The sequence below is a fragment of the Agromyces humatus genome (genome assembly GCF_021228295.1).
Lineage (GTDB): Bacteria > Actinomycetota > Actinomycetes > Actinomycetales > Microbacteriaceae > Agromyces > Agromyces humatus.
The window spans coordinates 401,314-427,441 of record NZ_JAJQPD010000003.1; the positions used below are offsets into that span (position 1 = coordinate 401,314).

Consider the following 26,128-nt stretch of genomic DNA (forward strand, 5'->3'; position numbering starts at 1 on the left):
TTGCCGCGGAGAGCGTGAGCGCCATGAATCCGGTCGTGGTGAGATTCGTGATGCCCTGCCTCGCCCCTGCACCGTAGGCTCCATGGACATGGGCATCGAGCCGGGGAGTCGACGCAAGCCGAGCGGCGCTGCCGGGCGCACGGGCCTCGCAGAGGTGGCCGCCGAGGCCGGGGTCTCGCCATCAACCGTCTCGCACGCTCTGAACGGAACGCGTTCCGTGCGTGCCGAGACGCGAGAGCGCGTCGTGCGGGCGGCCGAGCGTCTCGGGTACGCACGCGACCGCGTCGTGGGAGCGCGAGCGCGGCGGCAGACGGCGGTCGTCGCACTCGTCGTCGACGGGATCGCCGCGACGCCGTTCGCCGGCCGCATCATCCAGGGGGCGCAGGAAGCGGCGCGCGAGCGCGGCACGCTGCTCATGGTGGTCGATTCCGGAGGCGACCGCGATGTCGAGCAGGGCCACCTGCGCTCGCTCGCCGAGCGGGGAGTCGACGGGATCCTGATCGCGCGCGGCTCCCACCAGGAGATCGAGCGCCCCGCCGCGGTCGGCGAAATCCCGGTCGTGCTCATCGACGCGGTACCCGCGCCCGGCTGGGTCGTGCCGGCGGTCGCACCCGACGAGCACGGCATCGCGGCGGCCGCCATCGAGCACCTGCTCGGGGCGGGTCATCGACGCCTCGCGTTCATCACGGCAGCGGACGACACGCCTGCCACCCGCGGTCGGCATGCGGGTTTCCGGTCGGCCGTCGAGTGGGCGGGCCTCTACGACATGCACGCGTCCGTCGAACGCACCACCCCCGATGCGGTCGGGGGGCGCCGCATGGGGCGTCGCCTGCTCGACCACCCCTTCGGTGAGCGCCCGACGGCGATCTTCTGCTTCAACGACCAAGTGGCGATGGGTGTCTACCAGGCCGCGGAGGCACTCGGGCTCGAGGTGCCCCGCGATTGCTCGGTGGTCGGCGTCGACGATCTCGAGGTCGTGGCGGCGGCGCTCGAGCCCGGCCTCACGACGATGGCCCTGCCGCACCGCGAGATGGGCCGGTGGGCGATGACCGCGCTGCTCGAGCGCATCGCGGGCGGCGCAGCGGATGTCCCGGGGCCGGTCCTGCTCGCGGGTGAACTCGTGGTGCGCCGCTCGGTCGCGCCGCCGCGGCGTCGCCTGGGGTGGCTCAGCCGCGGGTGAGCGCGCGGTCGGCGCGAGGACGCCGCATGCCCATCAGGTACGGCATGCCCAGCCCGGCTGCCGCGAAGGTCCTGCCGAGGCGTCCGCGCCACGACGGCCCGGGCAGCGGCGGGAGTTCGCCGTCGAGGTCGCCGACGTCGACGAAGTAGGCGCGGACGGTTCCGATGCCCTCGAGCTCGGGCGAGATCTCGTGGACGTCGCCGGGAAGCGATGCCTCGCCGGTCGTGTAGAGCGCTTCCGAGAGCAGCACGTACTCGGGGATCGGCACCGGATTCTTCAGCAGCCGATGCACGAGGATGACGTCGATGCCGACGAGCTTGTGCCGCTTGTGGATGGTCTGGGTGGCCACGTCGCCGACGTGCGCCACGAACTTCAGCTTGAGATTGCCCGCCTCCTTGCAGCCCGAGCAGGGGCAGAGATTGGTCGCGACGTTCTGACGTTCGAGGTGGAACGCTCGATGCATGGCGACGGCGGCGTGCAGGATCTCGGTGACGATCGCGTCGTCGCCGCGGGAATCGGCTCTGCGCGAGAGGAACGCCGCGTCGCCCTCGATCTCGATGAGTTCGTAGCCGGGAGCGGCATCGATCATCTTGTCGAGCATGCGCGCGGTGTTGACCTCGGCATGCGAGAGGCTGAACCGATGGGTGCTCATGTAGTCGGTGTAGCCACCGATGTCCGCGATCAGAAGGACTGCACGTCCGGACTCCATGCGGCTTAGGCTCCCACCAAACCCCGGGGTGCACAACCATTGAGTGCGCTCACGGCGACGCCGGCGGTTCTTCGAACGGCGCCTTCGGCTCGTACCGGTGCAGCATGTCGTCGACGACCGTCGCCGCCTGTCGGGCACTCGGCGTGTACCCGAGCACGACGGGGAGGAACCGGTCGGAGCTGAGCGCGCGCAGCCTGAGCGCGCTCCTGGCCACCACGGTGGCCGTTCGGCGCGTACGGCGCAGCAACGCGATCTCACCGAAGCCCTCACCCGGGCCGAGCGTCGCCACGACCTGTCCGTCGCCCACGACGTCGACCTCGCCCGATTCGATCAGGTAGTACCGGTCGCCGACGTCTCCCTGCGCGAACACCACCTGGTCGGCGGCCACGGCGACCGGTTCGAGTCCACGGGCGAGCCGCTCGACGGCGGGCAGCGGCAGGGTGCCGAACATCGGCACCTGCTGGAGCAGCCCGACATCGACGTCGAGGTCGCCGACCGACCGGTCGAGCCGTCGCAGTCGGCGCCAGGAGACCGCCGCCAGCACCGGGCACAGCAGCCCGATCGCGATGAGGGCGCCCTGGACGCCGATCCACGCGATCATCAGGGACGCGAAGACGGCTCCGATTCCGATGAACACCGTCACGAGGCTCTCGAGCACGCCGAAGACGCGTGCCAACACCTCGTCGGGTGCCATCCGGCCGATCAGCGTGAACCCGGCGACGTCGATGAGGGCGTTGCCGACGCCGATGAATGCCAGCAGGGGAAGTGCGGCGGATTCCTGCGGGATGAGGCCGACGAGGGTGAGCGGAAGGCCCCACAGGCCGACTCCGACGGCGAACCATGCACCCAGCCGACCGGTGCCGACGAGCAGCGAGGCCGCGAGCGACCCGAGCACCGCGCCCACGCCGACGGCGGTCATCAGGGCGCCGACGCCGGGTTCGCCGGTGCCGAGGAGCTCGATCGCGACCACCACCGACAGCACGGTGAGCGCGCCCCGGGTGAGGGCCTGCGCCGCCGCGAGACCGAGGATGAGCATGAGGCCACGATTCTGCGTGACCGCACGAACCCCGTCGACGGCCTCCTTGGCCAGGTTGGGACGCGCCGGCGCCGGTGGGCGCGGAGGGGCGTCGTACTTGAGCCGCAGCAGCAGCACGGCCGCCCAGAACGACGCGGCCGCCGCGACCGCGAACACGACGTCCACTCCGGTGAACTGCAGCAGCACGGCCGCCAGCAGCGGGCCCACGAGCGTGGCGGCGGAGTCGAGGAGACCGCGGACCACGTTGGCGCTCGCGAGCTCGTATCCGGTGCGGCACAGCGACGGCAGGAGCGCGGAATGCGCCGGACGGTAGAGCGTGGCGGCGATCGTCGACAGCACGGCGAGCGCATAGATGACCACGGTGGGGCCCGCCAGCGCAATCACCAGGGCGGCCGCGGCGGTCGCGACTCCGCGCACGACCGAGACGAGGATGAGCACCCGCTCTCTGCGCCCCCGGTCGGCGATGGGCGACAGCAGCGGCGCGAGGATCGCGGACGGCAACATGCGCAGCAGTCCGACCAGGCCGACGGCGGTCGCACCGCCGTCGCGGTAGGCGACGATGCCGAGGGCGACGGTGAACGCCCACTCGGCGGTCCACGCGCCGAGGAAGCTGAGCTGGGCGCGGCGCAGATTGCGGTTGCGCCAGTTGCTCGTGAAGGCAGCGGCGGCCTGGCCGAGCCTGCTGCGGCCGCCGTCATCGTCACCCATAGGGTGACTCTAGGGTCAGGGCTCGCAGCCGACCAGCCCCAGAGTGGGCACAGCGCGAACGAGCATCGAAGGGTGAGGTGCCCGCGTTCGCGACGGGAATCACGATCTGCTGAACCGAGCGCAGCGTAGGCTCGGTGCCCGTGGGGGAGCGGCGATCGGATGATGCGACGGGGCGTCGCCCGAGCATCCGCGCGGTGGCCGCGCTCGCGGGCGTCTCGCCGACGACTGTGTCGCATGCCCTGAGCGGCACGCGCACAGTGCGAGCCGAGACGCGTGACCGGGTGGTGCGCGCCGCAGCCGACCTCGGATACTCACCCAACCGCCTCGCGAGCGGCCTGCGCCTGCGGCGCACCGGGGTGGTCGGGCTTGCGAGCGACCGCATCGCCATGACGCCGTTCGCCGGCCGGATCGTGCAGGGTGCACAGGAGGCCGCCCGGGAGCGCGGCATCGTGCTGATGACGGTCGACGCCGAGGGTGATCCGCAGCTCGAGGATGCGCAGCTGCACGCACTGCTCGACCACCGGGTCGACGGCATCCTGCTTGCGCGCATGTCACACGATGAAGTCACCCGCCCGTCGGCGCTCGCTGAGACCCCAACCGTGCTCGTCGATGCTGTTCCGGTGGGCGGATGGCGCGTGCCCGCCGTGGCTCCCGACGAGCACGGCATCGCCGCGACCGCGGTCGCCCGCCTCGTGGCTGCGGGGCACCGCCGCATCGGCTTCGCCACGACGATCGATGAGGGCCCGGCGAGCCGCGGTCGCGAGCAGGGGTTCCGCACCGCGCTGCAGGAGGCCGGACTCGACGGCCGAGCCCCGGTCGAACGGGCGTCATCGGACGCAGCGGGCGGTCGAAGCGCCGGCCGCCGACTTCTCGACGTTGCGGCGGCAGAACGCCCGACCGCCGTGTTCTGCTTCAACGACCAGGTCGCGATGGGCGTGATGCAGGCGGCATCCGCGCTCGGCCTGGAGGTGCCGCGCGACTGCTCGATCGTGGGGGTCGACGACCTCGAGATCGTCGCCGCCGCGCTCGTGCCCGGGCTCACGACGGTGGCGCTGCCGCACCGTGAGATGGGCCGTTGGGGCATGTCGACGCTGCTCGACCGCATCGACGGCGCGGTGACGGATGTCGCGGAGCCGGTGCTGCTCGCGTGCGCACTCATCGAGCGCGGGTCCGTCGGCCCGCCGCCGTCCGCGGGTTGAGGAGCACCCGGCGGAGCCGGACGTGTCTCGAAACCCTCGATAGCGCGAACGGGCTTCGAGCCGCCCGCGGTGCGCTCTGCTCAGCCCGTGGGCGACTGCAGCCGTTCGACCGGCGCGACCGCGAGCGGCGCGAGACGAAGGCTGCGCACGTCGGTGGTGCCGCCCACCGACTCGACTGCAAGGCCGTTCGCGCCGGGTGAGCCGAACACGAGGCTCGAGAGCGCCGCCTCGCCGTCGTTGACGAACACCTCCACGGAGGAGGCGTCGACGATGACGTCGAGGGTGACGACTCCGTCGCGCAGCTCTGCGGGTGCGGTGCGCACTGTGCGGTACTCCGCGGGGAGGTCGGCGGCTGCGGCATCCGCATCGCGAGCGATGAACGCGACGCCCGACGCGAAGTCGACCCCGACGGCGGCGAACGTGCCCTCGCCGTCCTTCACGCGGAAGCGGACCTCGGAGGCGGGCGCGCGCGGGTCGGGCGCGACCTCGACACGAAGGCGGTACGCATCGGCGGTCGGCCGCGGGAGCTCCGGTTCGGAGTCGTTCGGCACGGCGAGGTTCCGCACGGTCTGCGCCTCGCCCTCGAGGTCGGCCAGCGCGGCGACCGGGTTCGAGACGAGGGTGGGCCGCCCGTCGACCGTGCGAAGTGCGAGCTCGCGGACGACCGAGTCGCTGCCGCCATGCCAGTCCTCCGTGGGCAGGTTGCCGGCGTAGGCCCAGTTGTTGAGCCAGCCGATCGCGTAGCGCGACGCGAGGCGGTCGTCGTCAGACCGACGAGGGTCGTCCCAGGTGACGGCCGCATAGAAGTCGGCGCCTCGGTCGAGCCAGGCGGGATCCGTGGCATCCGCGGTGAACCGCTCGCCGTCCCATCCTCCGATCCAGTAGGCGGTGCCGGTGGTCATGCCGTACTCGGCGCCGTTCACGCCGGCGGCGAGCACCCAGGTGGTCTTCGCCGGGTCGCCGTCGAGGGACATCTGGAACAGGTCGGGGCACTCGAGGATGCCGAGGTCGTCGCGTTCGAAGCCCGAGCGGTAGGTCCATTCCTTCAGGTCGGGCGAGGAGTAGAAGCCGAGCTTGTGCCCCTCGGCGAGCACCATGAGCCACTCGGCGCGGGCGTCGTCCCAGACGATCTTTGGATCGCGCCAGTGCGCGGCGCCGGGGTTGTCCATCACGGGGTTCCCGTCGAACGGCTCGAAGCGATAGCCGCCGTCCGTCGAGACGAACAGCGACTGGCGTTGCACGCCCTCGTCCTGCTGGGTCATGATCGCGATCACCGCGCCGCGGCCGAAGCCGGCGGTGTTGTCGGTGTCGATTACCGCACTGCCGGTCTCGATGTCGCCGAGCCCGTTCTCGTACTTCGCGATGGCGACGCCCTCCTCGCGCCAGTGCACGAGGTCGGTGGAGGTCGCGTGGTACCACTCGGTGCCGTTCCCGTCGGGGTAGTCGGCGTTGTAGAGGTAGTAGTAGTGCCAGCGACCGTCGAGCCAGAACGGGCGCTGCGGGTCGTTCATCCACCGCTCGGCCGGGGTGAGGTGCACCGCCGGCCGGTAGGTCGACCAGTCGGCCGGCCGGGTGTACTCTCGGCCGGGCTCGGGCTGCCCGGTCGTCGTGGGCGTCGAGGGCCCTTCGCCGCCGGGTGTCTGAGCGGGAGCCGCGATCGCGGCGACGATCGCGACGGCCGCGACGATCGCGACGCCGGAGGTGGTCGCCCAGGCGACCCGTCGTCGCCACCACGGTCGTCGGCGTGCGGGCGCGTCGGTGCCGGGCGGCGCGCCGGGTCGGTGTGTTCGGTTCATGATCCTCCGTCGTGGGTTCGCACACCGCACGAGGTCCCGTGGCGCCGGTGAGGCGTTCCGGTTGGGAATCGACGGTGCGCCTTCGCAGCAGTTCTGTTGGGAGGAGCGCAAGCGCCACTCGAGGAATCGGGGTCACGCTACCGCGATGCAAATCGATTTGCAAACGCCACGAACTTCGTTCATGGCGTGAAAGCGCGACCATCCGCAGCAGGCCGCTGATCGGGGAATCTTCCTTCGATGGCACTGGACATCGATGTTTCCATGCCAGGTTGACAACGTTGTCAGGATGCGCATAGCGTCCTGTGTCGGGGGAAGCACAACGCCACGTTCTCGAGGACCGATCTGGCTCCGGCCGACGATCCACAACGAAAGCGAAGAACGTGAAGGCACCAGACCATGCACCGCGCACGCATCGTGAACGCGGTCGCGCCGTCCGTGAGCGGAGGATCCGCTCGCGGGGCGCCGATGGTCGCGTCATCCGACGGCGTGAAGGGCTCGTCTGAGCCCTCGCGTCGCACCACGACTCCCGACCGCACGGCTGACGCCGTCGGATCGGGCCGGTTCGGATGCCGCGCCCGCGGCCACGCCCGTTCGCGGCATCCGAACCGCCATCGCCGCCAACTCGGCGGCACCGTTCACCCTACGAAAGGCACACCATGTCGACACTCACCCGGCGCATCAGGCGCCCGATCATCGGAGGCATCGTCACGGCCGGCGCCGTGGTCGCGACCCTCTTCACCGGCACGGCGGGAGCCGTCGCCGCTCCTGCAGGCCTGCAGCCCGGTCCCGAGCCGACGGTGCACACGCAGGAGGCCTACGCACCCGAGGACGACTTCACCGCGAAGTGGACCCGTGCCGACGCCAAGCAGCTGAAGCGGCTGTCGGATCCCGACGCCCCGTCGCGGGAGAACTCGATGCCGGCCTCGCTCACGATGCCCGAGGTGCCGCAGGACTTCCCCGACATGTCGAACGGCGAGGTCTGGGTCTGGGACACCTGGCCGCTGACTGACGAGGACGGCAACCAGTACAGCGTCAACGGCCAGGAGGTCATCTTCTCGCTCGTCGCCGACCGCAGCCTCGGCTTCGACGAGCGGCACCACTACGCGAAGATCGGGTACTTCTTCCGGCCGGCGGGAATCGCGGCCGACGAGCGACCCGAGAACGGCGGCTGGACCTATGGCGGCCTGGTGTTCGATGAGGGCGTCACCGGGAAGATCTTCGAGGACCAGTCATTCAGCCACCAGACCCAGTGGTCGGGCTCGGCGCGCATCTTCAAGGGCGGCCAGATCAAGCTCTTCTTCACGGATGTCGCGTTCTACCGCAACCCCGATGGCTCGAACATCAAGCCGTACGACCCGCGCATCGCGCTGAGCGTCGGCACGGTGCACGCGAACAAGAACGGCGTGAAGTTCACCGGATTCGACAAGGTCACCGACCTGCTGAAGGCCGACGGCACCTTCTACCAGACCGGCGAGCAGAACGAGTTCTTCAACTTCCGCGACCCGTTCACCTTCGAGGACCCGGCGAACCCCGGTGAGACCTACATGGTCTTCGAAGGCAACTCCGCCATGCCGCGCGAGTCCGCGAAGTGCACCGAGGAGGACCTCGGCTACCGCGAGGGCGACCCCTACGCCGAGACGGTCGACCAGGTCAACGCCTCGGGCGCGACCTATCAGATCGGCAACATCGGCCTCGCGAAGGCGAAGAACAAGGAACTCACCGAGTGGGAGTTCCTGCCGCCGATCCTTTCGGCGAACTGCGTCACCGACCAGACCGAACGCCCGCAGTTCGTGTTCGAGAACGGCAAGGCCTACCTCTTCACGATCAGCCACCGCGGCACGTTCGCGTCCGGCATCGACGGCCCTGAGGGCGTGTACGGCTTCGTCGGCGATGGCATCCGCAGCGACTTCCAGCCCTTGAACGGCGGCTCGGGTCTCGCGCTCGGCAACCCGACGAACCTCAACTTCGCCGGCGGACAGCCGTTCGCTCCCGACTACAACCAGCACCCGGGCCACTTCCAGGCGTACTCGCACTACGTGATGCCCGGCGGCCTGGTGCAGTCGTTCATCGACACGATCGGCACGCATGACGACTTCGTGCGCGGCGGCACCCTCGCCCCGACCGTGAAGATCGACCTCGACGGCGTGAACTCGGCGGTCGACTACTCGTACGGCGACGGCGGGCTCGGCGGCTGGGCCGACATCCCGGCGAACCTCGACGTCAACTCCGGCGGCAAGGTGCAGTAACGGCTCGCAGCGCGAACGACGGATGCCCCGGGGAACCGTTCCCCGGGGCATCCGCTCAGCGCAGCCGGCGATCAGCCGGCGACCTGCACGACGAGGACGCCCCCGTCGGTGGTGCCGACCGAGTTCTCGAGCTCGACCGAGTAGCGGTGCTCGCCGGGTGCGGCATCCGTGATCGGGAATTCGACGACGCGCTCACTGTCGGCCGAACGGTAGACCCGGCCGATCACCGAGCCGTCCTCGACGAGCCGGACGACCGTCGTCGGCGCGCCCTTGCCGACCTTCACCTTCACCACGTAGTCGCCGTCGGCGTCTGGTCCGCGCTTCGGGCCCGTGAGCGCCGAGACCTCGGCGGCGGGCGGCGCGGCCGCGGCGTCATCGACGCCCGACTCCTTGTACATCGCGCCGTGCAGCGGCGTCACCGTGAGCGACTCGAGCGTCGCGCCGTCACGCTCGGCCCAGAGGCCGATCGCGCGGGCGCCGGCGTTCGGGAACACCTGGTCGGTGATCGTCGTGCGCCCGTCGGCGGTGAACACCTCGACCGACGAGCGGTCGACGTACGCGGTGATCGCGATGCGGCCGTCGACGAGCTCCACCGGCGCGTCGTCGAGCGACGCGAACGCCGAGTGGAACGCCGTGCTGCCCGAATCCCGTCGGTCGACGAACAGCCGACCCGTCGTCGCGTCGTACCCGATGCGGGTCGACGCCTCGTCGTCCCCGAGCACGCTGAGGCCCACCGCGTCGGCGTCGCCCGGCGCGAAGACCGCGTCGATGCGCACGACATCGCCCGATACGGGGAGGGTCTCGGAGCCGTCCGCGATGGGCAGCGAAGCCTGCGTGAAGGCTCGATCGACCTGCTCGAGCTCGGCGAACTCGGGTGCGACCCGCTGCACGAGCCGCGGCCCGCGCTCGGTGGTCGTGAGCGACACGTCGCGCGGCAGCGCCATGGCGCTGCGCCACGACCCGGTCGGGATGTCGTTGGCGTAGTCCCAGTTGTTCATCCAGCCGAGCATCACCCGCCGCCCGTCGGGCGCGTTCGCGAACGACACGGTCGCGTAGTAGTCGCGCCCCCAGTCGAGCCAGTCGTAGCCCTCGATGCGGGGCGCCGCCGGGGCGTCCGCGAACATCACCTGGTCGACGAGGATGTGGCCCCAGCCGAAGCGGTTGTTGTCGACGATGCGAACGGATGCCTCGCGCCCGACATACTCGCGCACGTCCCAGCCGACCCAGTCGAGGGTCTCGCCGTTGCGGCCCGTCGCGGTGCGCACGACCTCGCCGTCGACGACGAGGCTCACGCTCGTCTCATCGGACCGCGGCTGCGCCGGCTCGGCGCCGAGCACGAGGTGGTCGACCGTGAGATGACCCCAGCCGCCGGTGGCGTCGTCGTGCACCTGGAAGCGGGCCTCGGCGCCCGCGAGATCGGACACATCCCACGACTGCCAGTTCAGCTGGCCGGCCTCGGGGCCGGTCGCGGTGCGCACGACCTCGCCGTCGACGACGAGCCGCACCTCGAGGGTGCCGTTGAACCGCTTGCCGCCGCCGATCAGCAAGCTCAGGTGATTCTCTCCGGGCTCGATCGTGAACGCCGGCGAGGTGAGGTCGCCCACGTTGTCGTCGCCCTTCGGTCCGCCCTCCCAGGTGTTCACGCGCTTCGCGCCGAGGGAGTAGTCGCCGCCCGAGGTCGAGGGGTTGCGCGCAGGCTCGGTCGCGAAGTCGCCCGTGATCTCCCAGCCGGAGTCGGCGAGCGTCGTGCCGTCGGCGAGTTCGAAGCCGTCGAAGAGCACGCGGCCGGCCGGCGGCTCGTTGCCGAGCTGCGTGCCGTCGATGTGCGGGTGGTTCCCCCCGCCCACGAGGAGGTTCACGTAGTCCTGCTCGATGGTGAACACCGGCGACTCCATACTGCCCACGGGCCAGTCGTGGTCGGCGAAGCCGTTCACGAGGCCGGCGCCGACGAAGCCCGATACCGTGTTCTGGCCGGGCAGCGTGCCAGCGGCCGGGGCGTCCGTCCACGGGCCGTTCGCCTGGTTGCCGGGCTCGTTGCGCACGGTCCAGCCCTCGTAGTCGCCGCCGTCGAAGCCCGCGAAGACGGTGCCTTCGGGCAGGGCGTCGGCTGCGACGGTGCTCTCCGAGGTGAACGCCGTCCCGTCGAACTCGCCGACGAAGTACTGGCCGCCCGAGCCGCCCGCGACGCTCCCCGGGTTGAGGTTCACGACGAGCACCCACTTGATGTTCGCCGGGTCGCCGTCGACCGCGATCGGGAAGAGGTCGGGGCACTCCCAGATGCCGCCGGTGGCGTTGGCCGGACCGAAGTCGCTGAGGTGCGTCCAGGTCTTCAGGTCGTCGCTGCGGTAGAGCACGACCTGGTACTCCAGGGCCTCGACGGCGACCATCACCCAGTACGACTCGCCGGTGTCGGGGTCGGTGTAGCGGATGACCTTCGGGTCGCGGAAGTTCGCCGAGTCACGGTCGAGCACCGGGTTGCCCTCGTACTTCGTCCAGGTCTGTCCGTGGTCGGTGCTGTAGGCGAGCGACTGCGCCTGCTTCCCGGCGTGGGTCGGATGCGCCGGGGTGTATGCGCTGGTGTAGATCGCGACCATCGGCGGCTCCTCGGCCGTGCCGAAGCCACTGCTGTTCGTCTCGTCGACGACGACGGAGCCCGAGAAGATGTCCTCGATCGCCCGGCCCTCGTCGTCGAACGTCTGCGGAATCGCGACCGGCTGCTCCTCCCAGTGCACGAGGTCGTCGCTCGTCGCGTGGCCCCAGCTCATGTTGCCCCAGCGGGTGCCCGAGGGATTGTGCTGGTAGAACAGGTGCCAGGTGCCGTCCTCGTAGACGAGCCCGTTCGGGTCGTTCATCCAGTTCCGCTCGGGGGAGAAGTGCAGGTACGGCCGGTACTGCTCCTCCGCCGGGTCCGGACCTCCGTCGTCGGCCATGGCCGGAATGGTACCGGTCAGGCCGGCCGCGAGCCCGGCGATCGCGACGGCCGCCAGGCTCGTACGCCACCATGATTTCGTCGTCATCGTCTCTTTCGCCCTTCGTTGCGCGAGTCACCGTTCAGTTGTGACATCGTTGTCAGTCGACGGCGGCGATGCTACGCAGTGTCTGCTGGACAATGCAAGGGGTTCGGATGCCGCGACGTCGCGGCCCGACGTCAGCTCGGGTCGATCTTCTCGTGCGTCGGCATGCGCAGCAGCGCGCCCTCGTGGCGCACCGTGGCCGCCGCGATCGTCATCGCCTCGCGCAGGGCGCCCCTCCAGCCGTCGGCCGAGCGGGGGACGCCGTGCACCGCGAGGTGGTGCACGGCGGCCGAGAGGGTCGCGTCGCCGGCCCCCATGGTGTCGATGATCGGTCCGGGAAGCACGACGATGTCCTCGTGCACGGCCGCGTCGCCGACGTGCACCGCGGCACCGTGGCGTCCGGCCGTGGCGAGGATCGCCTGGGGTGACCCCTGGGCCGACTGCAACCGCGCGACGAAGGCGTCGAGCGAGTCGCCGAGCAGCAGTTCGGCGTCGTCGTCGCCGACCTTGACGAGCAGCGACCGCGTGGCGAAGTCCTCGAAGTTCGCGAGGAACGCATCGCGGTCGGACAGCATGCCCGACCGCGGGTTGCCGTCGACGACGAGTCGCTCGCGCGGCCGTTCGATCGCCTCGACGAGCGAGGCGTACTGCGCGGCATCGTCGAACGGGTAGCAGCTCACCACCACGACGTCGGCTTCGTCGAGCGCGGCGCGGGTCGCATCGTCGAAGCGGATGCTGCGCCGCCATGCCGCCTCGTTGAACTCGTAGCGCGGCTCCCCGCCTTCGGAACGGTCGGAGATCGCCCGCGACGTGCCGTGCATCGACGGGCTCTCGACGAGCCGAACCCCGTAGTCGCGCAGGTAGGCGCGGATGTGCTCGGCGGGTTCGTCGTCGCCGAGCATCGCGATGAGCGTCGCTTCGTCGCCGAGCACGGCGAGCCCGACCGCCACGTTCAGCGCGGCGCCGCCGACGAACTCGCGCGACCCGTGCGCATCGCGCAGTTCGTCGATCAGGGCGTCGCCGACGACGGTGACCCGTCGAGGAGTTGGAGTCGCGTCGGTCATGCGATCAGCCTTCCCGGCGCGGCGGGATCTCGCCTGAGCCGCGTTCGATCAATCGTGTCGGCACGATCGTGCGCACCGGGGGCGAGTGGTCGCCGTCGAGCCGCGCGAAGACGCGCTCGGCCGCCGCCCGCCCGATCCCCTGCGGGTCTTGGGCGACCACGGTGACGCCGGGGTCGAGGAGGTCGCCGAGGGGCACGTCGTCGAAGCCGACGAGCGCGGTGTCGTGGTGTCGCCCGAGCTCGCGCAGGGCGCGGATGACGCCGATCGTCACGAGGTTCTGCGCGCTGAAGATCGCGGTCGGCGGATTCGGCGAGTCGAAGAGCGCGATCGTGGCGGCGCGGGCGGACTCCTCGTCGTGGAGGCCGTCGACGACCGGGACGCCGCGTGTCGCCACACCGGCCCGACCGAGCTCCTCGAGGAACCCGCGACGTCGCTCGCGCGCCGTCTGGATGACGGGCCGGTCGCCCAGGTAGGCGAGTCGCCGATGACCGCCCTCGAGCAGGTGACGGGTGGCCAGTGCAGCGCCGTCGGCATTGTCGCTCACCACAGCGTCGGAGGTGATGCCGGCCGGCTCGCGGTCGACGAACACGACGGGTGTGCCTCGGCGCAACTCCGGCGCGAGGTAGGCCTGACTCTCGGTGACCGTGGTGAGGATGAGCCCGTCGACGCGGCGCCGAAGGAAGGCGTCGACCGACTCCTGCTCGCGGTCGGGGTCGTCGTCGAGGCTCGAGGCGAAGACCGCGACGCCGTGCTGGAGCGCCACGTCTTCGACCGCGCGGTGCACGGCCCCGGCGAACGGGTTGTCGACGCTGCCCACGAGCAGCCCGAGGGTGCGAGTGCGGCCGTCGGCGCGCCGCAGGTTGCCGGCGTGCAGGTCGGGCTGGTAATCGAGGGTGCGCGCGGCCGCCATGACCTTCGCGATCGTCGCCGCCGACACGTTCGGCTCGCCGTTGATCACGCGCGAGACGGTCTTCACCCCGACGCCCGCGAGGGCGGCGACGTGCCGCATCGTCGGGCGGGAGCGAGGGTTCGCCGGGACCTGCGACGTGGTATCTGACAACGATGTCACGATGTGATCTCCAATTTGAAAGTTCGACTTGACTATACACACGGGCATGGTCTAGACCTAGCATGACATCGTTGTCAGGGAGACAACGGTCGCCCAACACCCGGAGGAGATTCATCGATGAATCGCACAGCACCCGCGGCATTCCGCCGCCGCATGATCATGGCCGGCTCGCTCACCGCGGCCGCCGCACTCGCCTTCACAGGATGCGCCTCGAGCGGGTCCGCCTCGGGCGCCGCCGAGGGCGGTGACGAGCCGATCGGCGTCTCGCTGATCGTCAAGACCACCACCAATCCGTTCTTCGTCGCCATGCAGGACGGCGCCGAGACCGCAGCCGAGGACCTGGGCGTCGAGCTGACCTTCGCCGCGGGCAAGGAGGACGGCGACGAGGACACCCAGATCCAGGCCGTCGAGAATGCCATCTCGAAGGGCGACGCCGGCATCCTCATCACGCCGAACGGCCCCGCCGTCGAGGACGCGCTCGTGAAGGCTCGCGATGCCGGCCTCTACGTCATCGCGCTCGACACCCCGCCGGCCGACCCTGAGTCGGTCGACATCACGTTCGCGACCGACAACTTCCTCGCGGGCCAGGAGATCGGCAGGTGGACCGCCGCGAAGCTCGGCGGCGAGAAGGCCACGATCGCGCTCGTCGACCTGTTCGACGACAAGGTCGTCTCGGTCGACGTCAACCGCGACCAGGGATTCCTCGACGGCCTCGGCATCGACCTCGGCGACCCCGCAGTGAACGGCGACGAGGAACCGACCGGCAGCTACAGCGGCGGCGACTACGAGATCGTCGGCAACGAGGCATCCCAGGGCGCCGAAGACGGCGGTCGCACCGCCGCTGAGACGCTCCTCTCCAAGAACCCCGGCATCAACGTCGTCTACACGATCAACGAACCGGCCGCCTACGGCGCGTTCGAGGCGTTCAAGGCTGCGGGCGCGACCGACGATCTCATCGTCGTCTCGGTCGACGGCGGTTGCGCCGGCGTCGCCGCCGTCGCCGACGGCACCATCGGGGCGACGAGCCAGCAGTACCCCGTGAAGATGGCCGAGCTCGGCGTGCAGGCGATCTTCGACCTCATCGAGACCGGCGAGGCGCCCGAGGCCACCGACGGCCTCGACTTCTACAACACCGGTGTCGCACTCGTCACCGACGACGCGCAGGACGGCGTCGAGTCGATCGACACCGCCGAGGGCGGCGAGATCTGCTGGGGCTGATCCCCGGCACCCGACCGTGAGCGCGGTGCGGGTCGGGGCGGATGTCGCGCGAGGGCCGAGCCCCGCGGCATCCGTCACTCCCCACCGATCCGCACCCGCCCACTTCACCCTCACCGAACACACAACGGGAGTAACCACGTGACTCAGCACACGACCGAGCCGCCGACATCGGCGCTCGACCTGGCCGAGGAGTTCCTCGACCGCACCACCCCACTCAGCCGCATCCGCAACGTCCTGCACCGCTACCCGGCCATCAGCCCGGCGATCGTGCTCGTGCTCGCCGTCATCGTGTTCGGCCTGCTCAACGACCGGTTCCTGAACCCGGCGAACCTCTCGCTCATCACGCAGCAGGTCGCCGTGGTCGGCACCCTCGCCGTCGCCCAGACCCTCATCATCCTCACGGCGGGCATCGACCTGTCGGTCGGCGCCGTGATGGTGCTGATCTCGATGGTGATCGCGCAGACGACCGTGCAGATGGGCCTGCCCGCGGTGCTCGGCCTGTTCCTCGGCCTCGTCGTCGGACTCGCGGCGGGCGCATTCAACGGCTTCCTCGTCACCCGGCTGAAGCTGCCCCCGTTCATCGTCACCCTCGGTACGCTGAGCATCTTCGTCGCGCTCACCCTGCTCTACTCGGGCGGCGCGACCGTACGCGGCGGTGAGATGCCCGAGCTGCTCACCGCGATGGGGGCGACGTTCAACATCGGCGGCGTCAACTTCACCGTCGGCGTGCTCATGATGCTGCTGCTCTACGTGGTCGTCGCGCTCATCCTGCAGAAGACGGCGTGGGGTCGGCACGTCTACGCGGTCGGCGACGACCCCGAGTCGGCTCGCCTCGCCGGCATCAGCGTGAACCGGGTGCTCCTCAGCGTGTACCTCGCGGCGGGTGCGATCCTCGCGCTCGGCGCGTGGATCCAGATCGGCCGCACCAACGCGGCCTCGCCGAACGCGGGTGCCGAACTCAACCTCGACTCGATCACCGCCGTCGTCATCGGCGGCACGAGCCTCTTCGGCGGACGCGGAACGGTCTGGGGCACCCTGCTCGGTGCGCTCATTGTGGGCGTCTTCCGCAACGGGCTCTCGCTCGCCGGCCTCGACGTGCTCTGGCAGACCTTCGCCGTCGGCGTGCTCATCATCGTCGCGGTCGCCGTCGACCAGTGGATTCGAAAGGTACGCAAATGACCATCGCAACGGATGCCGCGGGGCAGACCCCTGCGGCCGGCTCCGCCGAGACCCGCACGCCGATCCTCCGGGCCCGCCGGCTCGTCAAGACGTTCGGCAGGGTCGTCGGCCTCGACGGGGTGAGCCTCGAGCTCTTCCCGGGAGAGGTGCTCGCCGTCATCGGCGACAACGGCGCCGGCAAGTCGACCCTCATCAAGTGCCTGACGGGCGCCGAGATCCCCGACGAGGGCGAGATCTTCCTCGACGGCAGGCCGGTGCACTTCAAGCGCCCGCAGGACGCCCGCGCCGCCGGCATCGAGACGGTCTACCAGAACCTCGCCGTCTCGCCGGCGCTCGACGTGGCGTCGAACCTGTTCCTCGGGCGCGAAGAGCGGAAGAAGGGCATCCTCGGCTCGGTCTTCCGGGTGGTCGACCAGAAGGGCATGCGGCAGAAGGCGAGGGACGAGCTGACGGCGCTCGGCATCTCGACGCTGCAGGACGTCACGGTGCCCGTCGAGAACCTCTCGGGCGGCCAGCGCCAGGCAGTCGCAGTGGCCCGTGCCGCGGCGTTCGGGTCGAAGGTCGTCGTGCTCGACGAGCCGACCGCCGCGCTCGGCGTGCGCGAGTCGAACCAGGTGCTCGAGCTCATCCGCAACCTGCGCGAGCGGGGCATCCCCGTCATCCTCATCTCGCACAACATGCCGCACGTGTTCGACGTGGCCGACCGCATCCACGTCCAGCGCCTCGGCAAGCGCGCGGCGACGATCAGGCCTGAGACGCACACGATGACCGACGCCGTCGCGATCATGACGGGCGCGGCGCGCGAATGAGCTGGTCGAGCGAGGATGGCCGGGTCGAGCTCATCGCTCGGTTCACCGCCCTGCCCGGGCGCGAGGAGGAGGTCGCGAACCTCCTCCTCGCGCTCACGGCGAAGGTGCGCGCTGAACCCGGATGCCTCGCCTTCGAGCCGTACCGCGTCGAGTCCGCTCCACCGGGATCCGGTGCGGTCGCCGGGCCCGAGCCGGCCGGCGCCGCCTTCGTCGTGCAGGAGGCCTACCGCGACGAGGCGGCGTTCGCCGAGCACCTCGCCGCGGGCTACGGCGCCGAGTTCAATGCGGCCCTCGTCCCGCTCATCGTCGAGGACGGATCGGTGCTCACCTTCACCGCACTGCTCGGCTGAGTCGAGCCAGCTCGCTGACGATGGTCGGTGTGGTCGGTGTGGTCGGTGTGGTCGGTGTGGTCGGTGTGGTCGTGCCCGGGCCATAGGCTCGAGGAGACATGAACCACGAGCACGCCCGAGCATGAGACCCGGCCCCCGACGCAGCCTCACCCACGCTGAGATCCTCGACGCCGCCTTCGACCTGCTCGAGGCCAAGGGTTTCGCAGCGGTCTCGGTGCGTGGTGTCGCCGGCTCGCTCGGCATCACGCCGACCGCGCTGTACACGTACTACCCGAGCAAGAACGCGCTGCTGCGGGGCATGGTCGAGCACCTGCTCGCCCGCCTCGACCTCGGCACCCTCACCGAAGCCGACAGCGCGGAAGTCGGCGTCGCCGCGGTGCGCGCCCGCCTCGTGCGGATCGCCCTGTCACTGCGCGAACTGCTCGCGGGTCACGCGGGAGCCCTCGGACTCATCATGAGCGGCCCGCTCGACGGACCCAACGCGATGCGGCTCAACGAGACGCTCCTCGAGCAGTTCTGCGCGACCGGGCTGTCGCTCGACGACGCGGCTCGCGCCGCGTACGCGTTGCAGGTCTACGCGCTCGGCTCGATCGCCCTGGAATCGGCCGAGGTCGACGTCGAATCCGACGCCGCGACATCCGACCCGCTGATCGTGACGGATGCCTCGGGCGCGGCCCTCTGGACCGACCTTGCGAGATTCCCGATGAGCGAGCAGACGATGACCCTCGTCGCCGAGCGGAACTCGACGGCGCAGTTCGCCTGGGGCGTCGAGCGGCTGCTCGCCGGGCTCATCGGCTGAGCGGAGCCCGCTGCCCGCACGGCGAGCCTGCAGTCGCCGCCGAGCACGGGCGAGAGGTGCACGCTCGGCGCAGGCGAAATCCCCATCCTGCGCCGCAACGCGACGAGGCGCCGACCCCGGGAGGGGCCGACGCCTCGTCGGTGGTGCTGATGGTTGCGCTGCTCGGCGATCAGCCCGCGGTCGGCGGAGTGATCTCGATGAGCGCGGCGCTGTTGCCGTCGAGGGCCTTCTTGACCTTCACGACCGTGCCGTAGCCCACGCCCGAGTCGGCCGGGTTGCCCGAGCCGAACGGGCCGAGGCCGATGTCGAGGCCGTCGTACGCCGGGAGGCGGTTGCCCTCGAGGTCGTACAGCGGCGTCGTGTACAGCGCGTTGCCCACCGACGGGACGGCCGTCGAGGCATCCCGGTCACGGTAGAACAGCGCGCCGTCGGACTCGCGGAGCGCGAACCCGGGCACCCAGCCCTGGTCGTCGGTGAAGGTGCTCACCGGCTCCTGGGCCGCGATGTCGGTGCAGTACTCGGTGAGCGCGGCGTCGGTGAAGCACTCCGTGAACGGGTGGGTACTCGTGAGTCCGAATGCCGCGTTCGACGACTGCGCCCGCGACGGCATCACGTTCAGCGTCGACGGGTCTGCGGCGGCGGCCGCACCGGTGCGCTGCAGCGGGTCGAAGTGGCTGTCGACGATCAACAGGCCACCCTTCGCGCCGTAGCTCGGCAGTGCCGCCTCGTTCGTCGTGATCTGGTTCGAGCTGCCGTACGTCGTGTCGCGGTACCAGACGAGCGCGCCCGGTGCGTTGTAGGCGAGCTTCTCGACCTTCCACGCGCCGACGCTGTACGTCGAGTTGTAGGCGTGCTTGAGGCCCTCGTCGAAGCCGTCGAAGTTGCGCCACTCGACGAGGTAGTACTGCGCCTTCACCGACGTGCCGGTGTCGAGACGCCAGCCGGGTCCGGTCGTGGTCGTGAACGAGGCGACCTCGGCCTTCCAGCCGTTGTCACCGTTCTCGACGTCGTCGGCCCAGACCTGGGTGCCGCCGCTGGTCAGTGCGAAGTCATCGCTGAACCACCCGCGGTCCTGGTAGGCGGCATCCGTGGCGAGGCGCAGGCGCACCTGCACGGTCTCGCCGGCGTACGACGACAGGTCGACGTAGTGGTGAGCCCAGCCGTGCGAGTCGCCCGTCAGGCCGTACTTCTTGTCGCCGTAGTCGGCCATGCGGCCGTTGGGGTCGGCGTAGCCGTCGGCAGTCGAGACCTCGGTGCCGTTCTCGGCGTAGACCTTCTGCTCGGTCCACGTCGTTCCGCCATCGGCCGAGACCTCGACGAAGCCGTAGTCCCAGTCGCCCTCGATCACGTAGTTGTTCCACATCCAGAACTTGGCGTCGGCGGGAACGTTCTCGACGGTGCGGCCCAGGCGCAGGTCGGCCCAGTCCTGGTCGGCCCCGGTGTACCACATGTTCTCGCCGCTGTGCGGCTGGGCGAGAGTGACCACCTTGTCGGGCAGGTTGACCTTGACGCCGTCTTGCGTGCCCTTCTTCGGCCGCGAGTTCTGGCCGACCTTGACGGTCGTCACGTCGTCGCCGGGGTTCACCTCGACGGGGTCGGCCCAGCCGAGCACCCACTTGTCCCAGAGGCCCATGTGGGTCGGCATCGACTGGAAGATCGGGCCGGAGTGGGAGCCCGAGCTCATGAGGTCCCAGAAGTCGACGTCGGAGCTGCCGACACCCGAGGTGTCGTACAGGTCGGGCAGGCCGAGGTCGTGGCCGTACTCGTGCGCGAACACGCCGACGCCCGAGTCCTCGGGCTGGACGATGTAGTTCGAGAGCTTGAGGTCGGTGCCGGGGATGTCGGCGCCGCCGGCGACCGCCGACGAGTGCGCCCAGAGGGCGTAGGTGCCCTCGGCGCCGCCGCCGCCCGACTTGTCTTCGCCCGCGTGCACGAGCACGACATGGTCGATCACGCCGTCGGGCTCGAGGACGTTGCCGTCGCCGTCGCGGTCGCCCTGGTCCTCGATGTCATAGTCGGCCCAGGGGAAGTCGGGCTGCGCCTCGGCGAGGGCTGCGACCGCATCGATGGGCAGCTGGCCCGGCCCGAGCGGGTTGTCGGGGTGGCCCTGCATGTCCTGGATCGCGCCGGCCTCGTAGACGCCGGCCTCGTTCTTGAAGCAGAGGCTCGCACCGTAGTACGCCTCGGAGTGGGGCACCGTGATCCACGGGGTCGCCTCGCCGGTCACGGTGTAGGCGCCGCGCGACATCTCTTCGTACATGGCCTTCATCGTGTAGCCCGAGATGTCGAAGCCGGGCTCGCCGTCGGGGCCGGTGAGGTCGGTGCGCACTCGCTCGGTGATGCCATCGTCGGTGAAGAGCATCTTGTTGAAGTGCTCCGACGAGAAGTCCTCGACCCACATCGAGTTGTTGTCCTCGAGCTCGTAGTCAGCCGGGTTCGGGATGTTGTTGTGCATGGGACCGTTCTGCACGGTGCCGGGCGTGCAGTCGGTCGCGCCGAACGCGGACGGCACGTAGGACCCGGTGAAGTCATCGTTCGCGGCGTCGTCGAATTCGACGAGGATCGTCAGCAGCTTCGCTTCCTGCGTGCCCTTCGACTGCTTGAGCTGCTGCTGCTTGATCTGCTTCGGGCTCTTGCCGGTCTGGATCGACTTCGACTCGAGCTTGGCGAGACCCTGAGCCGCGACCGGGTTGCCTTGGCCGAACTTGCGGTCGAGCGCGTCGGCCTTGGCGACGGCCGCACTCGCGTCGACCGCCGCGGCTGAACCGGCGACCGTCTTGCCCGCAACGTCGACCCCGGCCGCGTCGTCGGTTCCGAACGCCTCCTCGGCGCGCGGCGCGACGTAGTTCATGTAGTACTCGGAATCGCTGATCACCGGTGGCGATACCGGCGATGCGGCTGCGACCGCAGTGCTCGCACCGAACGACACCAGACCGGTGGCGGCGAGTGCGAGCACTGGAATGGCCGCGACCGCGCGCTTGCGCGCGCGGGGCGTGAATCCAGACATGCTTCTCCCTTCGAATGCCCCGCTGGAGGTGACCGCGGGACACGCACGGCGCCCGCCGGTAGACGGACGTAAACGGCATCCTGCCCCGAACGGGGGGTCAAGGGGAAGCCCCGATGGCGAAATCTTGCGTGAGGAAGCCTCAGTTCATCGCGCGATACCGCAGATCGTGTGGGAGGACGGCGGAATACGCCGGAATCTGCGAATCCAGCGGCGAGAACGTGCGTGGGTCCGTGAAGCTCGTGCGCGCCTCATCGCACGTGAAGACCTGCGGATGACCCGGCACCTACGGTCGCGCCGGCAGGCGCAGCCTGCGCCGGGGCAGCACCGCGGACGTCCCGGCGCACGCACCCCGGGACATCCGCTCGATCAGCCCAGCAGCAGGTTGCGCAGCTGGTCGGCCGAGTGCACGACGGCGTACGAGTCGCCCACCTCGGCGGGGGAGCCGTAGCCCCACTCGACGAGGATCGTCGGTACGCCGTTGGCGAGCGCACCGAGGGTGTCGTAGCCGCGATCGCCGACCATCACCGAGTTGCCGGTGTCGATGCCGGCGGCCTGCAGGCCGCGCAGCGCGTGGGCGACGACGTCGGCCTTCGTGCTGCGCTCCTCGTCTTCGCTGGCTCCGGCGATGACGGTGAAGTACTGGGTCAGGTGATTGTGGTCGAGCACCCGGCGAGCCATGGACTCGGGCTTCGACGTCGCGAGGGCGATCGGAACGCCGGCAGCGTGCAGGCGCTCGAGCACCCCGGCGACGCCGGGGAAGACGGGCGACGAGAGCAGTCGGTCGGCGTAGTGGTCGCGGTAGAGGTTCAGCGCCTCCCACGACTCGGCGTCGCTGAACCCGGCGGTCATGCGCAGGCTGTCGAGCAGGGGCGGGCCGACGTAGGAGCGCAGCACCTCGTCGGGGGGAACCGGAAGGCCCATCTCGGCGAACATGTGCGCGAGCGAGGCGGTGATGTCGGAGGCGGAGTCGACGATCGTGCCGTCGAGGTCGAAGAGCACGGCCGACCACGTACGGGTGGGGGAGAGGGTCGGGGAAGTCACCGTGACATCATAGGGGCCACCACGGCGCATCGTCTGTGCGTCGAGTGGGCAACTTCTGTGCGCAACCGGACACACATCTGTTCGAGCGTCGTCAGAAGAGGCGTGCATGCCCGCCGTCGACGCCCCGCATCGCGTCGTAGTCGAGGACCAGGCAGCGGATGCCCCGGTCCTCGGCGAGGGTGCGAGCCTGGGGTTTGATCTCCTGGGCTGCGAATACCCCGGTCACTGGCGCAATGCGAGGGTCGCGGTTCATGAGCTCGAGGTAGCGGGTGAGCTGCTCGACGCCGTCGATGTCGCCGCGGCGTTTGAGTTCGACCGCCACGCTCCCGCCGGTGGGGTCGGTCGCGAGGATGTCGACCGGACCGATCGCGGTCATGTATTCACGGCGCACGAGCCGATGACCCTCGCCGAGCAGCTCGATCTGCTCGGCGAGCAGCTTCTGCAGGTGCGACTCGACGCCGTCCTTGACGAGCCCGGGATCGATGCCGAGCTCGTGCGACGAGTCGTGCAGCACCTCGTGGATCGACACGATGAGCTGGTCGGCGGTCTTCTGGTGCGTGACGTTCCAGATCTCGGTGATGCCGACCGCGACCTGGTCGTCGTCGGGCTCGGCGGTCGTGAGCGTGCACGGCGGGCTCATCCAGTTGAGCGGCTTGTAGCTGCCGCCGTCGGAGTGCACGAGCAGGCTGCCGTCGCCCTTGACCATGAGCAGCCGCGTGGCGAGCGGCAGGCGGGCGGAGAGGCGCCCCGCGTAATCGACGGAGCAGCGGGCGATGACGAGACGCACCCGGTGAGTCTACTTGCGCCCGTGGCGATCGGCGAGCACGTCACGCTGCGCCGAGCGCGCGCCTGCGAGGCGATCGCACGGCGGGATCTGACGCGCTCGCCGAGTTCTCATGCCGCGGGGCGGGTGTCAGGCTCCGGTGCGCGCCCGCGGGCCCGAGCGTTCCCGTGCCGCGGGCGCCGCGAGCCCCGCCAGCGCCATGAGCCCGAGCAGCAGGATGAGTCCGTTGAGGATCCCGAACACCTCGCCGAGGAACCCGATCAGGGGCGGGCCGACCAGGAAGGCGCAGTAGCCGATCATGGCGACGGCGCTGACGCGAGCCGCGGCATCCGCTCGATCGGGAACGTCGGCCGCAGCCGACATGCCGACCGGGAACGCGAGCGAGCAGCCGATGCCCCAGAGCACCGTGCCCGTGACGATCATCCACGGCTCGCTCGAGAAGATGAACAGCGCGAGGCCTGCGACGCCGATGATCGACATGCTCTGCAGCATCGCGACGCGGCCGAACCGGTCGATGAAGGGTCCGCCGAGCACGCGGGCAGTGGTGATGGCGATCGTGAACACCGTGAACATGGCGGCGCCGGCGGTCTGGTCGAGGCCGTGCCCGTCGACGGCGGCGATGGCCAGCCAGTCGTTGGCACTGCCCTCGGCGAACGACATGCCGAGCATGACGACGCCGATGAGCAGCAGGCGCGGGTCGGCCCAGACGCGAAGGCTGCGCCGCAGACGAACACCCCACGGCTCGCGCGGTGCGTCGGTGTGCGGGTCGTCACCCAGCTCTTCACGTACCGGCACGAACCGCACGGCGATGATCGCCGTCACCGCGATGAGGGCGGCGATGATCGCGAGGTGCGTCAGCACGGGCAGACCGACGGCGGATGCCGCGACCGCGAGTGATGCGCCGGCGACCGTGCCGAAGCTGAAGAACGCGTGCATGAGCGGCATCACCGTCTTGCCGAGCTCGCGTTCGGCTTCGGCCCCTTCGACGTTCATCATGACGTCGACCGCCCCGTTGCCGAATCCGAACAGCGCGAGGCCGACCACGACGAGCGTCACCGACGGCGCGACGGATCCGCCGATCCCGATCAGCACGAGTCCTGCCGCGACGATCACCAGCACGCCCGACATGCCGAGCCGGGCGCCGAAGCGGGCCATGATCCAGGGCGCGCCGATGAGCCCGAGGATCGAACTGATCGACATCGCGAGGATGACGAGACCCACGCCCTGCGTGCTGACGCCGATCTCGTCGCGAATCGCCGGAAGCCGCGCCACCCAGCTCGCGAGACTCAGCCCTGACAGGAAGAAGATCGTGAAGATCGCATTGCGCCACGCGACGAGCTCGCGGGTCGGGCGGGCGGCGGCCGTGGGGCGGGGAGTTTCGGTCATGCGAGCTGCTTCTTCGTCTTCGGCGGATTCATCTGGGTCGAATCGATTCGACCCATCTGCTGTTGAACATTACCGATCACGTCGACTGATCGCAATGCGACCGGATTCCGGGCCGCGATTCCGCAGGCGCCGCGCCGGCATGCCACGAATCGGCGGTTGACGCGATCCGGACACCGCGCTATCTTCGCTCTTGCTAAACGATTAACATCTTCGTCAAGCCCCATCTGTCCCCGTCCGCAAGGTCTTCACACAGAGAGAGAATCATGCTCCGTACCACCACCGGTCGCACCGTCGCGGCCCTCGCTGCTTCCGCGGCGGCACTGCTCGCCCTGAGCGCCTGTTCGTCGGGTTCCGGCACGAGCTCATCCGACGACGTCACGATCTCGTACGGCATCTGGGACCAGAACCAGCAGCCCGCCATGGAGGAGATCGCCGAAGCATTCACGGCCGAGCACCCGAACGTCACCGTCGAGATCCAGCTCACGCCGTACAAGGAGTACTTCACCAAGCTCCAGACCTCGGTGTCGGGCGGCGCCGCCCCCGACGTGTTCTGGATGAACGGACCCAACTTCCAGCTCTACGCATCGAACGGCGTGATCGCGCCGCTCGACGACCAGGGCGTCGAGGCATCCGACTACCCGCAGGGCCTCATCGACCTCTATACCTACGACGGATCGCTCTACGGGGTGCCGAAGGACTTCGACACCGTCGCCCTCTGGTACAACACCGAGCTGTTCGACGCCGCCGGGGTCGAGTACCCGAGTGCGGGCTGGACGTGGGACGACCTGAAGGCCGCCGCGGCGAAGCTCTCCGACCCGGCCGCCGGCGTCTACGGCATCACCGCCACCCAGTACGGCCAGGAGAACTACTACAACTCCATCGCCCAGGCCGGCGGCGAGGTCATCAGCGCCGACGGCACCGAGTCGGGCTACGGCAGCTCAGAGGCGCTCGAGGGCATCACGCTCTGGACGGACCTCATCGCTGCGGGGTCATCGCCGACCGCACAGCAGATGACCGACACCGCAGCCGAGGACTTCTTCATCTCGGGCAAGGCGGCCATGTTCCAGAACGGCTCGTGGGCCGCGATCGCGTACGCCGAGAACCCCGACCTCGCCGAGAAGGTGAACGTCGCACCGCTGCCCGCGGGTGCCGACGGCAACCAGAGCGTCATCCACGGCATCGGCAACGTCGCGAACGCGAAGAGCACCAACCTCGACATCGCCAAGGAGTTCGCCGCGTTCGCGAGCGGCGAGCAGGCCGCCGCGATCCAGTCCGAGTCGGGCACCGTGATCCCCGCCTTCAACGGATCGCAGCAGGCCTGGGTCGACGCGCTCCCGCAGTACGACCTTCAGGTCTACATCGATGCCCTCGAGAGCGCCGTGCCATACCCCGTGTCGAAGAACACCGCGGCATGGACCGCCCTCGAGAGCGAGATCCTCTCGCAGGTCTGGGCCGGAACGGTCTCGCCCGAGGACGGCCTGACGCAGCTCGCCGAAGAGATGCAGGCGGCACTCGACGCGGAGTCGGAGTAGTC

Annotated in this window: 19 protein-coding genes; 9 read left to right on the top strand and 10 right to left on the bottom strand. The window is 69.9% G+C overall.

Features of this window, described 5'->3' with window-relative positions; translation table 11 throughout:
• Positions 1–82: 82 nt before the first annotated feature.
• On the top strand, positions 83–1,180 hold the full coding sequence (locus LSF15_RS07110) for a LacI family DNA-binding transcriptional regulator (protein ID WP_232497825.1): 1,098 nt from the start codon (positions 83–85) through the stop codon (positions 1,178–1,180).
• Here LSF15_RS07110 and LSF15_RS07115 read toward each other — a convergent pair.
• Both LSF15_RS07115 and LSF15_RS07120 read right to left on the bottom strand, forming a co-directional pair.
• On the bottom strand, positions 1,167–1,832 hold the full coding sequence (locus LSF15_RS07115) for a DUF2652 domain-containing protein (protein WP_232497826.1): 666 nt from the start codon (positions 1,830–1,832) through the stop codon (positions 1,167–1,169). The genes LSF15_RS07110 and LSF15_RS07115 overlap by 14 nt on opposite strands.
• 106 nt (positions 1,833–1,938) lie before the next feature.
• Positions 1,939–3,633, bottom strand: a complete 1,695-nt coding sequence (locus LSF15_RS07120) for an MFS transporter (protein WP_232497827.1) — start codon at positions 3,631–3,633, stop codon at positions 1,939–1,941.
• 194 nt (positions 3,634–3,827) lie between these two features.
• Here LSF15_RS07120 and LSF15_RS07125 point away from each other — a divergent pair, with 194 nt between their 5' ends.
• Positions 3,828–4,832, top strand: a complete 1,005-nt coding sequence (locus tag LSF15_RS07125; RefSeq protein WP_232497828.1) for a LacI family DNA-binding transcriptional regulator — start codon at positions 3,828–3,830, stop codon at positions 4,830–4,832.
• 80 nt (positions 4,833–4,912) lie between these two features.
• On the opposite strand, the gene LSF15_RS07130 is transcribed toward LSF15_RS07125, so the two are convergent.
• Positions 4,913–6,628, bottom strand: coding sequence for a glycoside hydrolase family 32 protein (locus LSF15_RS07130; RefSeq protein ID WP_232497829.1), 1,716 nt, complete (start codon positions 6,626–6,628; stop codon positions 4,913–4,915).
• A 656-nt stretch (positions 6,629–7,284) separates the two neighbouring features.
• Here LSF15_RS07130 and LSF15_RS07135 point away from each other — a divergent pair.
• On the top strand, positions 7,285–8,874 hold the full coding sequence (locus LSF15_RS07135) for a glycoside hydrolase family 68 protein (protein WP_232497830.1): 1,590 nt from the start codon (positions 7,285–7,287) through the stop codon (positions 8,872–8,874).
• A 71-nt stretch (positions 8,875–8,945) separates the two neighbouring features.
• On the opposite strand, the gene LSF15_RS07140 is transcribed toward LSF15_RS07135, so the two are convergent.
• The 3 genes from LSF15_RS07140 to LSF15_RS07150 all read right to left on the bottom strand — a co-directional run bounded on the left by LSF15_RS07140 (position 8,946) and on the right by LSF15_RS07150 (position 13,961).
• A complete protein-coding gene (locus LSF15_RS07140; RefSeq protein WP_372459936.1) occupies positions 8,946–11,891 on the bottom strand; it encodes a GH32 C-terminal domain-containing protein in 2,946 nt (981 codons plus the stop codon).
• Positions 11,892–12,022: 131 nt separating this feature from the next.
• Entirely contained in the window at positions 12,023–12,952 is a 930-nt protein-coding gene (locus tag LSF15_RS07145; protein WP_232497831.1) for a carbohydrate kinase family protein, read from the bottom strand.
• A gap of 4 nt (positions 12,953–12,956) precedes the next feature.
• Positions 12,957–13,961 carry a LacI family DNA-binding transcriptional regulator gene (locus LSF15_RS07150; protein ID WP_232497933.1) on the bottom strand — a complete coding sequence of 335 codons (1,005 nt, stop codon included), beginning with the start codon at positions 13,959–13,961 and terminating at the stop codon, positions 12,957–12,959.
• Positions 13,962–14,138: 177 nt separating this feature from the next.
• Here LSF15_RS07150 and LSF15_RS07155 point away from each other — a divergent pair, with 177 nt between their 5' ends.
• The 5 genes from LSF15_RS07155 to LSF15_RS07175 all read left to right on the top strand — a co-directional run bounded on the left by LSF15_RS07155 (position 14,139) and on the right by LSF15_RS07175 (position 18,376).
• Positions 14,139–15,239, top strand: a complete 1,101-nt coding sequence (locus tag LSF15_RS07155; RefSeq protein ID WP_232497832.1) for a substrate-binding domain-containing protein — start codon at positions 14,139–14,141, stop codon at positions 15,237–15,239.
• Positions 15,240–15,377: 138 nt separating this feature from the next.
• Positions 15,378–16,418, top strand: a complete 1,041-nt coding sequence (locus LSF15_RS07160; protein ID WP_232497833.1) for an ABC transporter permease — start codon at positions 15,378–15,380, stop codon at positions 16,416–16,418.
• Positions 16,415–17,227, top strand: coding sequence for an ATP-binding cassette domain-containing protein (locus LSF15_RS07165; RefSeq protein WP_232497834.1), 813 nt, complete (start codon positions 16,415–16,417; stop codon positions 17,225–17,227). Before LSF15_RS07160 ends, LSF15_RS07165 begins: the two co-directional genes overlap by 4 nt.
• Entirely contained in the window at positions 17,224–17,577 is a 354-nt protein-coding gene (locus LSF15_RS07170) for a putative quinol monooxygenase (protein WP_232497835.1), read from the top strand. Before LSF15_RS07165 ends, LSF15_RS07170 begins: the two co-directional genes overlap by 4 nt.
• A gap of 121 nt (positions 17,578–17,698) precedes the next feature.
• Positions 17,699–18,376, top strand: a complete 678-nt coding sequence (locus LSF15_RS07175; protein ID WP_232497836.1) for a TetR/AcrR family transcriptional regulator — start codon at positions 17,699–17,701, stop codon at positions 18,374–18,376.
• Positions 18,377–18,545: 169 nt separating this feature from the next.
• Here LSF15_RS07175 and LSF15_RS07180 read toward each other — a convergent pair whose 3' ends face one another.
• The 4 genes from LSF15_RS07180 to LSF15_RS07195 all read right to left on the bottom strand — a co-directional run bounded on the left by LSF15_RS07180 (position 18,546) and on the right by LSF15_RS07195 (position 24,594).
• Positions 18,546–21,383: an immune inhibitor A domain-containing protein gene (locus LSF15_RS07180; protein WP_232497837.1), complete on the bottom strand. Its 2,838-nt coding sequence runs from the start codon at positions 21,381–21,383 to the stop codon at positions 18,546–18,548.
• A gap of 366 nt (positions 21,384–21,749) precedes the next feature.
• Entirely contained in the window at positions 21,750–22,424 is a 675-nt protein-coding gene (locus LSF15_RS07185) for an HAD hydrolase-like protein (RefSeq protein WP_232497838.1), read from the bottom strand.
• A 91-nt stretch (positions 22,425–22,515) separates the two neighbouring features.
• On the bottom strand, positions 22,516–23,211 hold the full coding sequence (nucS, locus tag LSF15_RS07190; RefSeq protein WP_232497839.1) for an endonuclease NucS: 696 nt from the start codon (positions 23,209–23,211) through the stop codon (positions 22,516–22,518).
• Positions 23,212–23,337: 126 nt separating this feature from the next.
• Positions 23,338–24,594 (bottom strand): MFS transporter, encoded by a 1,257-nt coding sequence (locus LSF15_RS07195; RefSeq protein ID WP_232497840.1) that lies wholly within the window; start codon positions 24,592–24,594, stop codon positions 23,338–23,340.
• Positions 24,595–24,857: 263 nt separating this feature from the next.
• On the opposite strand from LSF15_RS07195, the gene LSF15_RS07200 reads away from it, so the two are divergent.
• On the top strand, positions 24,858–26,126 hold the full coding sequence (locus LSF15_RS07200) for an ABC transporter substrate-binding protein (protein ID WP_232497841.1): 1,269 nt from the start codon (positions 24,858–24,860) through the stop codon (positions 26,124–26,126).
• The last annotated feature ends 2 nt before the right edge of the window (positions 26,127–26,128 follow it).

Excerpts from the sequence above, each read along its gene's own strand:
- LSF15_RS07145 (WP_232497831.1), bottom strand. The coding sequence starts at position 12,952 with ATGACCGACGCGACTCCAACTCCTCGACGGGTCACCGTCGTCGGCGAC.
- LSF15_RS07110 (WP_232497825.1), top strand. The coding sequence starts at position 83 with ATGGACATGGGCATCGAGCCGGGGAGTCGACGCAAGCCGAGCGGCGCT.
- LSF15_RS07135 (WP_232497830.1), top strand. The coding sequence starts at position 7,285 with ATGTCGACACTCACCCGGCGCATCAGGCGCCCGATCATCGGAGGCATC.
- LSF15_RS07195 (WP_232497840.1), bottom strand. The coding sequence starts at position 24,594 with ATGACCGAAACTCCCCGCCCCACGGCCGCCGCCCGCCCGACCCGCGAG.
- LSF15_RS07175 (WP_232497836.1), top strand. The coding sequence starts at position 17,699 with ATGAGACCCGGCCCCCGACGCAGCCTCACCCACGCTGAGATCCTCGAC.
- LSF15_RS07150 (WP_232497933.1), bottom strand. The coding sequence starts at position 13,961 with ATGCGGCACGTCGCCGCCCTCGCGGGCGTCGGGGTGAAGACCGTCTCG.
- LSF15_RS07180 (WP_232497837.1), bottom strand. The coding sequence starts at position 21,383 with ATGTCTGGATTCACGCCCCGCGCGCGCAAGCGCGCGGTCGCGGCCATT.
- LSF15_RS07115 (WP_232497826.1), bottom strand. The coding sequence starts at position 1,832 with ATGAGCACCCATCGGTTCAGCCTCTCGCATGCCGAGGTCAACACCGCG.
- LSF15_RS07200 (WP_232497841.1), top strand. The coding sequence starts at position 24,858 with ATGCTCCGTACCACCACCGGTCGCACCGTCGCGGCCCTCGCTGCTTCC.
- LSF15_RS07170 (WP_232497835.1), top strand. The coding sequence starts at position 17,224 with ATGAGCTGGTCGAGCGAGGATGGCCGGGTCGAGCTCATCGCTCGGTTC.
- LSF15_RS07130 (WP_232497829.1), bottom strand. The coding sequence starts at position 6,628 with ATGAACCGAACACACCGACCCGGCGCGCCGCCCGGCACCGACGCGCCC.
- LSF15_RS07120 (WP_232497827.1), bottom strand. The coding sequence starts at position 3,633 with ATGGGTGACGATGACGGCGGCCGCAGCAGGCTCGGCCAGGCCGCCGCT.
- LSF15_RS07140 (WP_372459936.1), bottom strand. The coding sequence starts at position 11,891 with ATGACGACGAAATCATGGTGGCGTACGAGCCTGGCGGCCGTCGCGATC.
- LSF15_RS07165 (WP_232497834.1), top strand. The coding sequence starts at position 16,415 with ATGACCATCGCAACGGATGCCGCGGGGCAGACCCCTGCGGCCGGCTCC.
- LSF15_RS07155 (WP_232497832.1), top strand. The coding sequence starts at position 14,139 with ATGAATCGCACAGCACCCGCGGCATTCCGCCGCCGCATGATCATGGCC.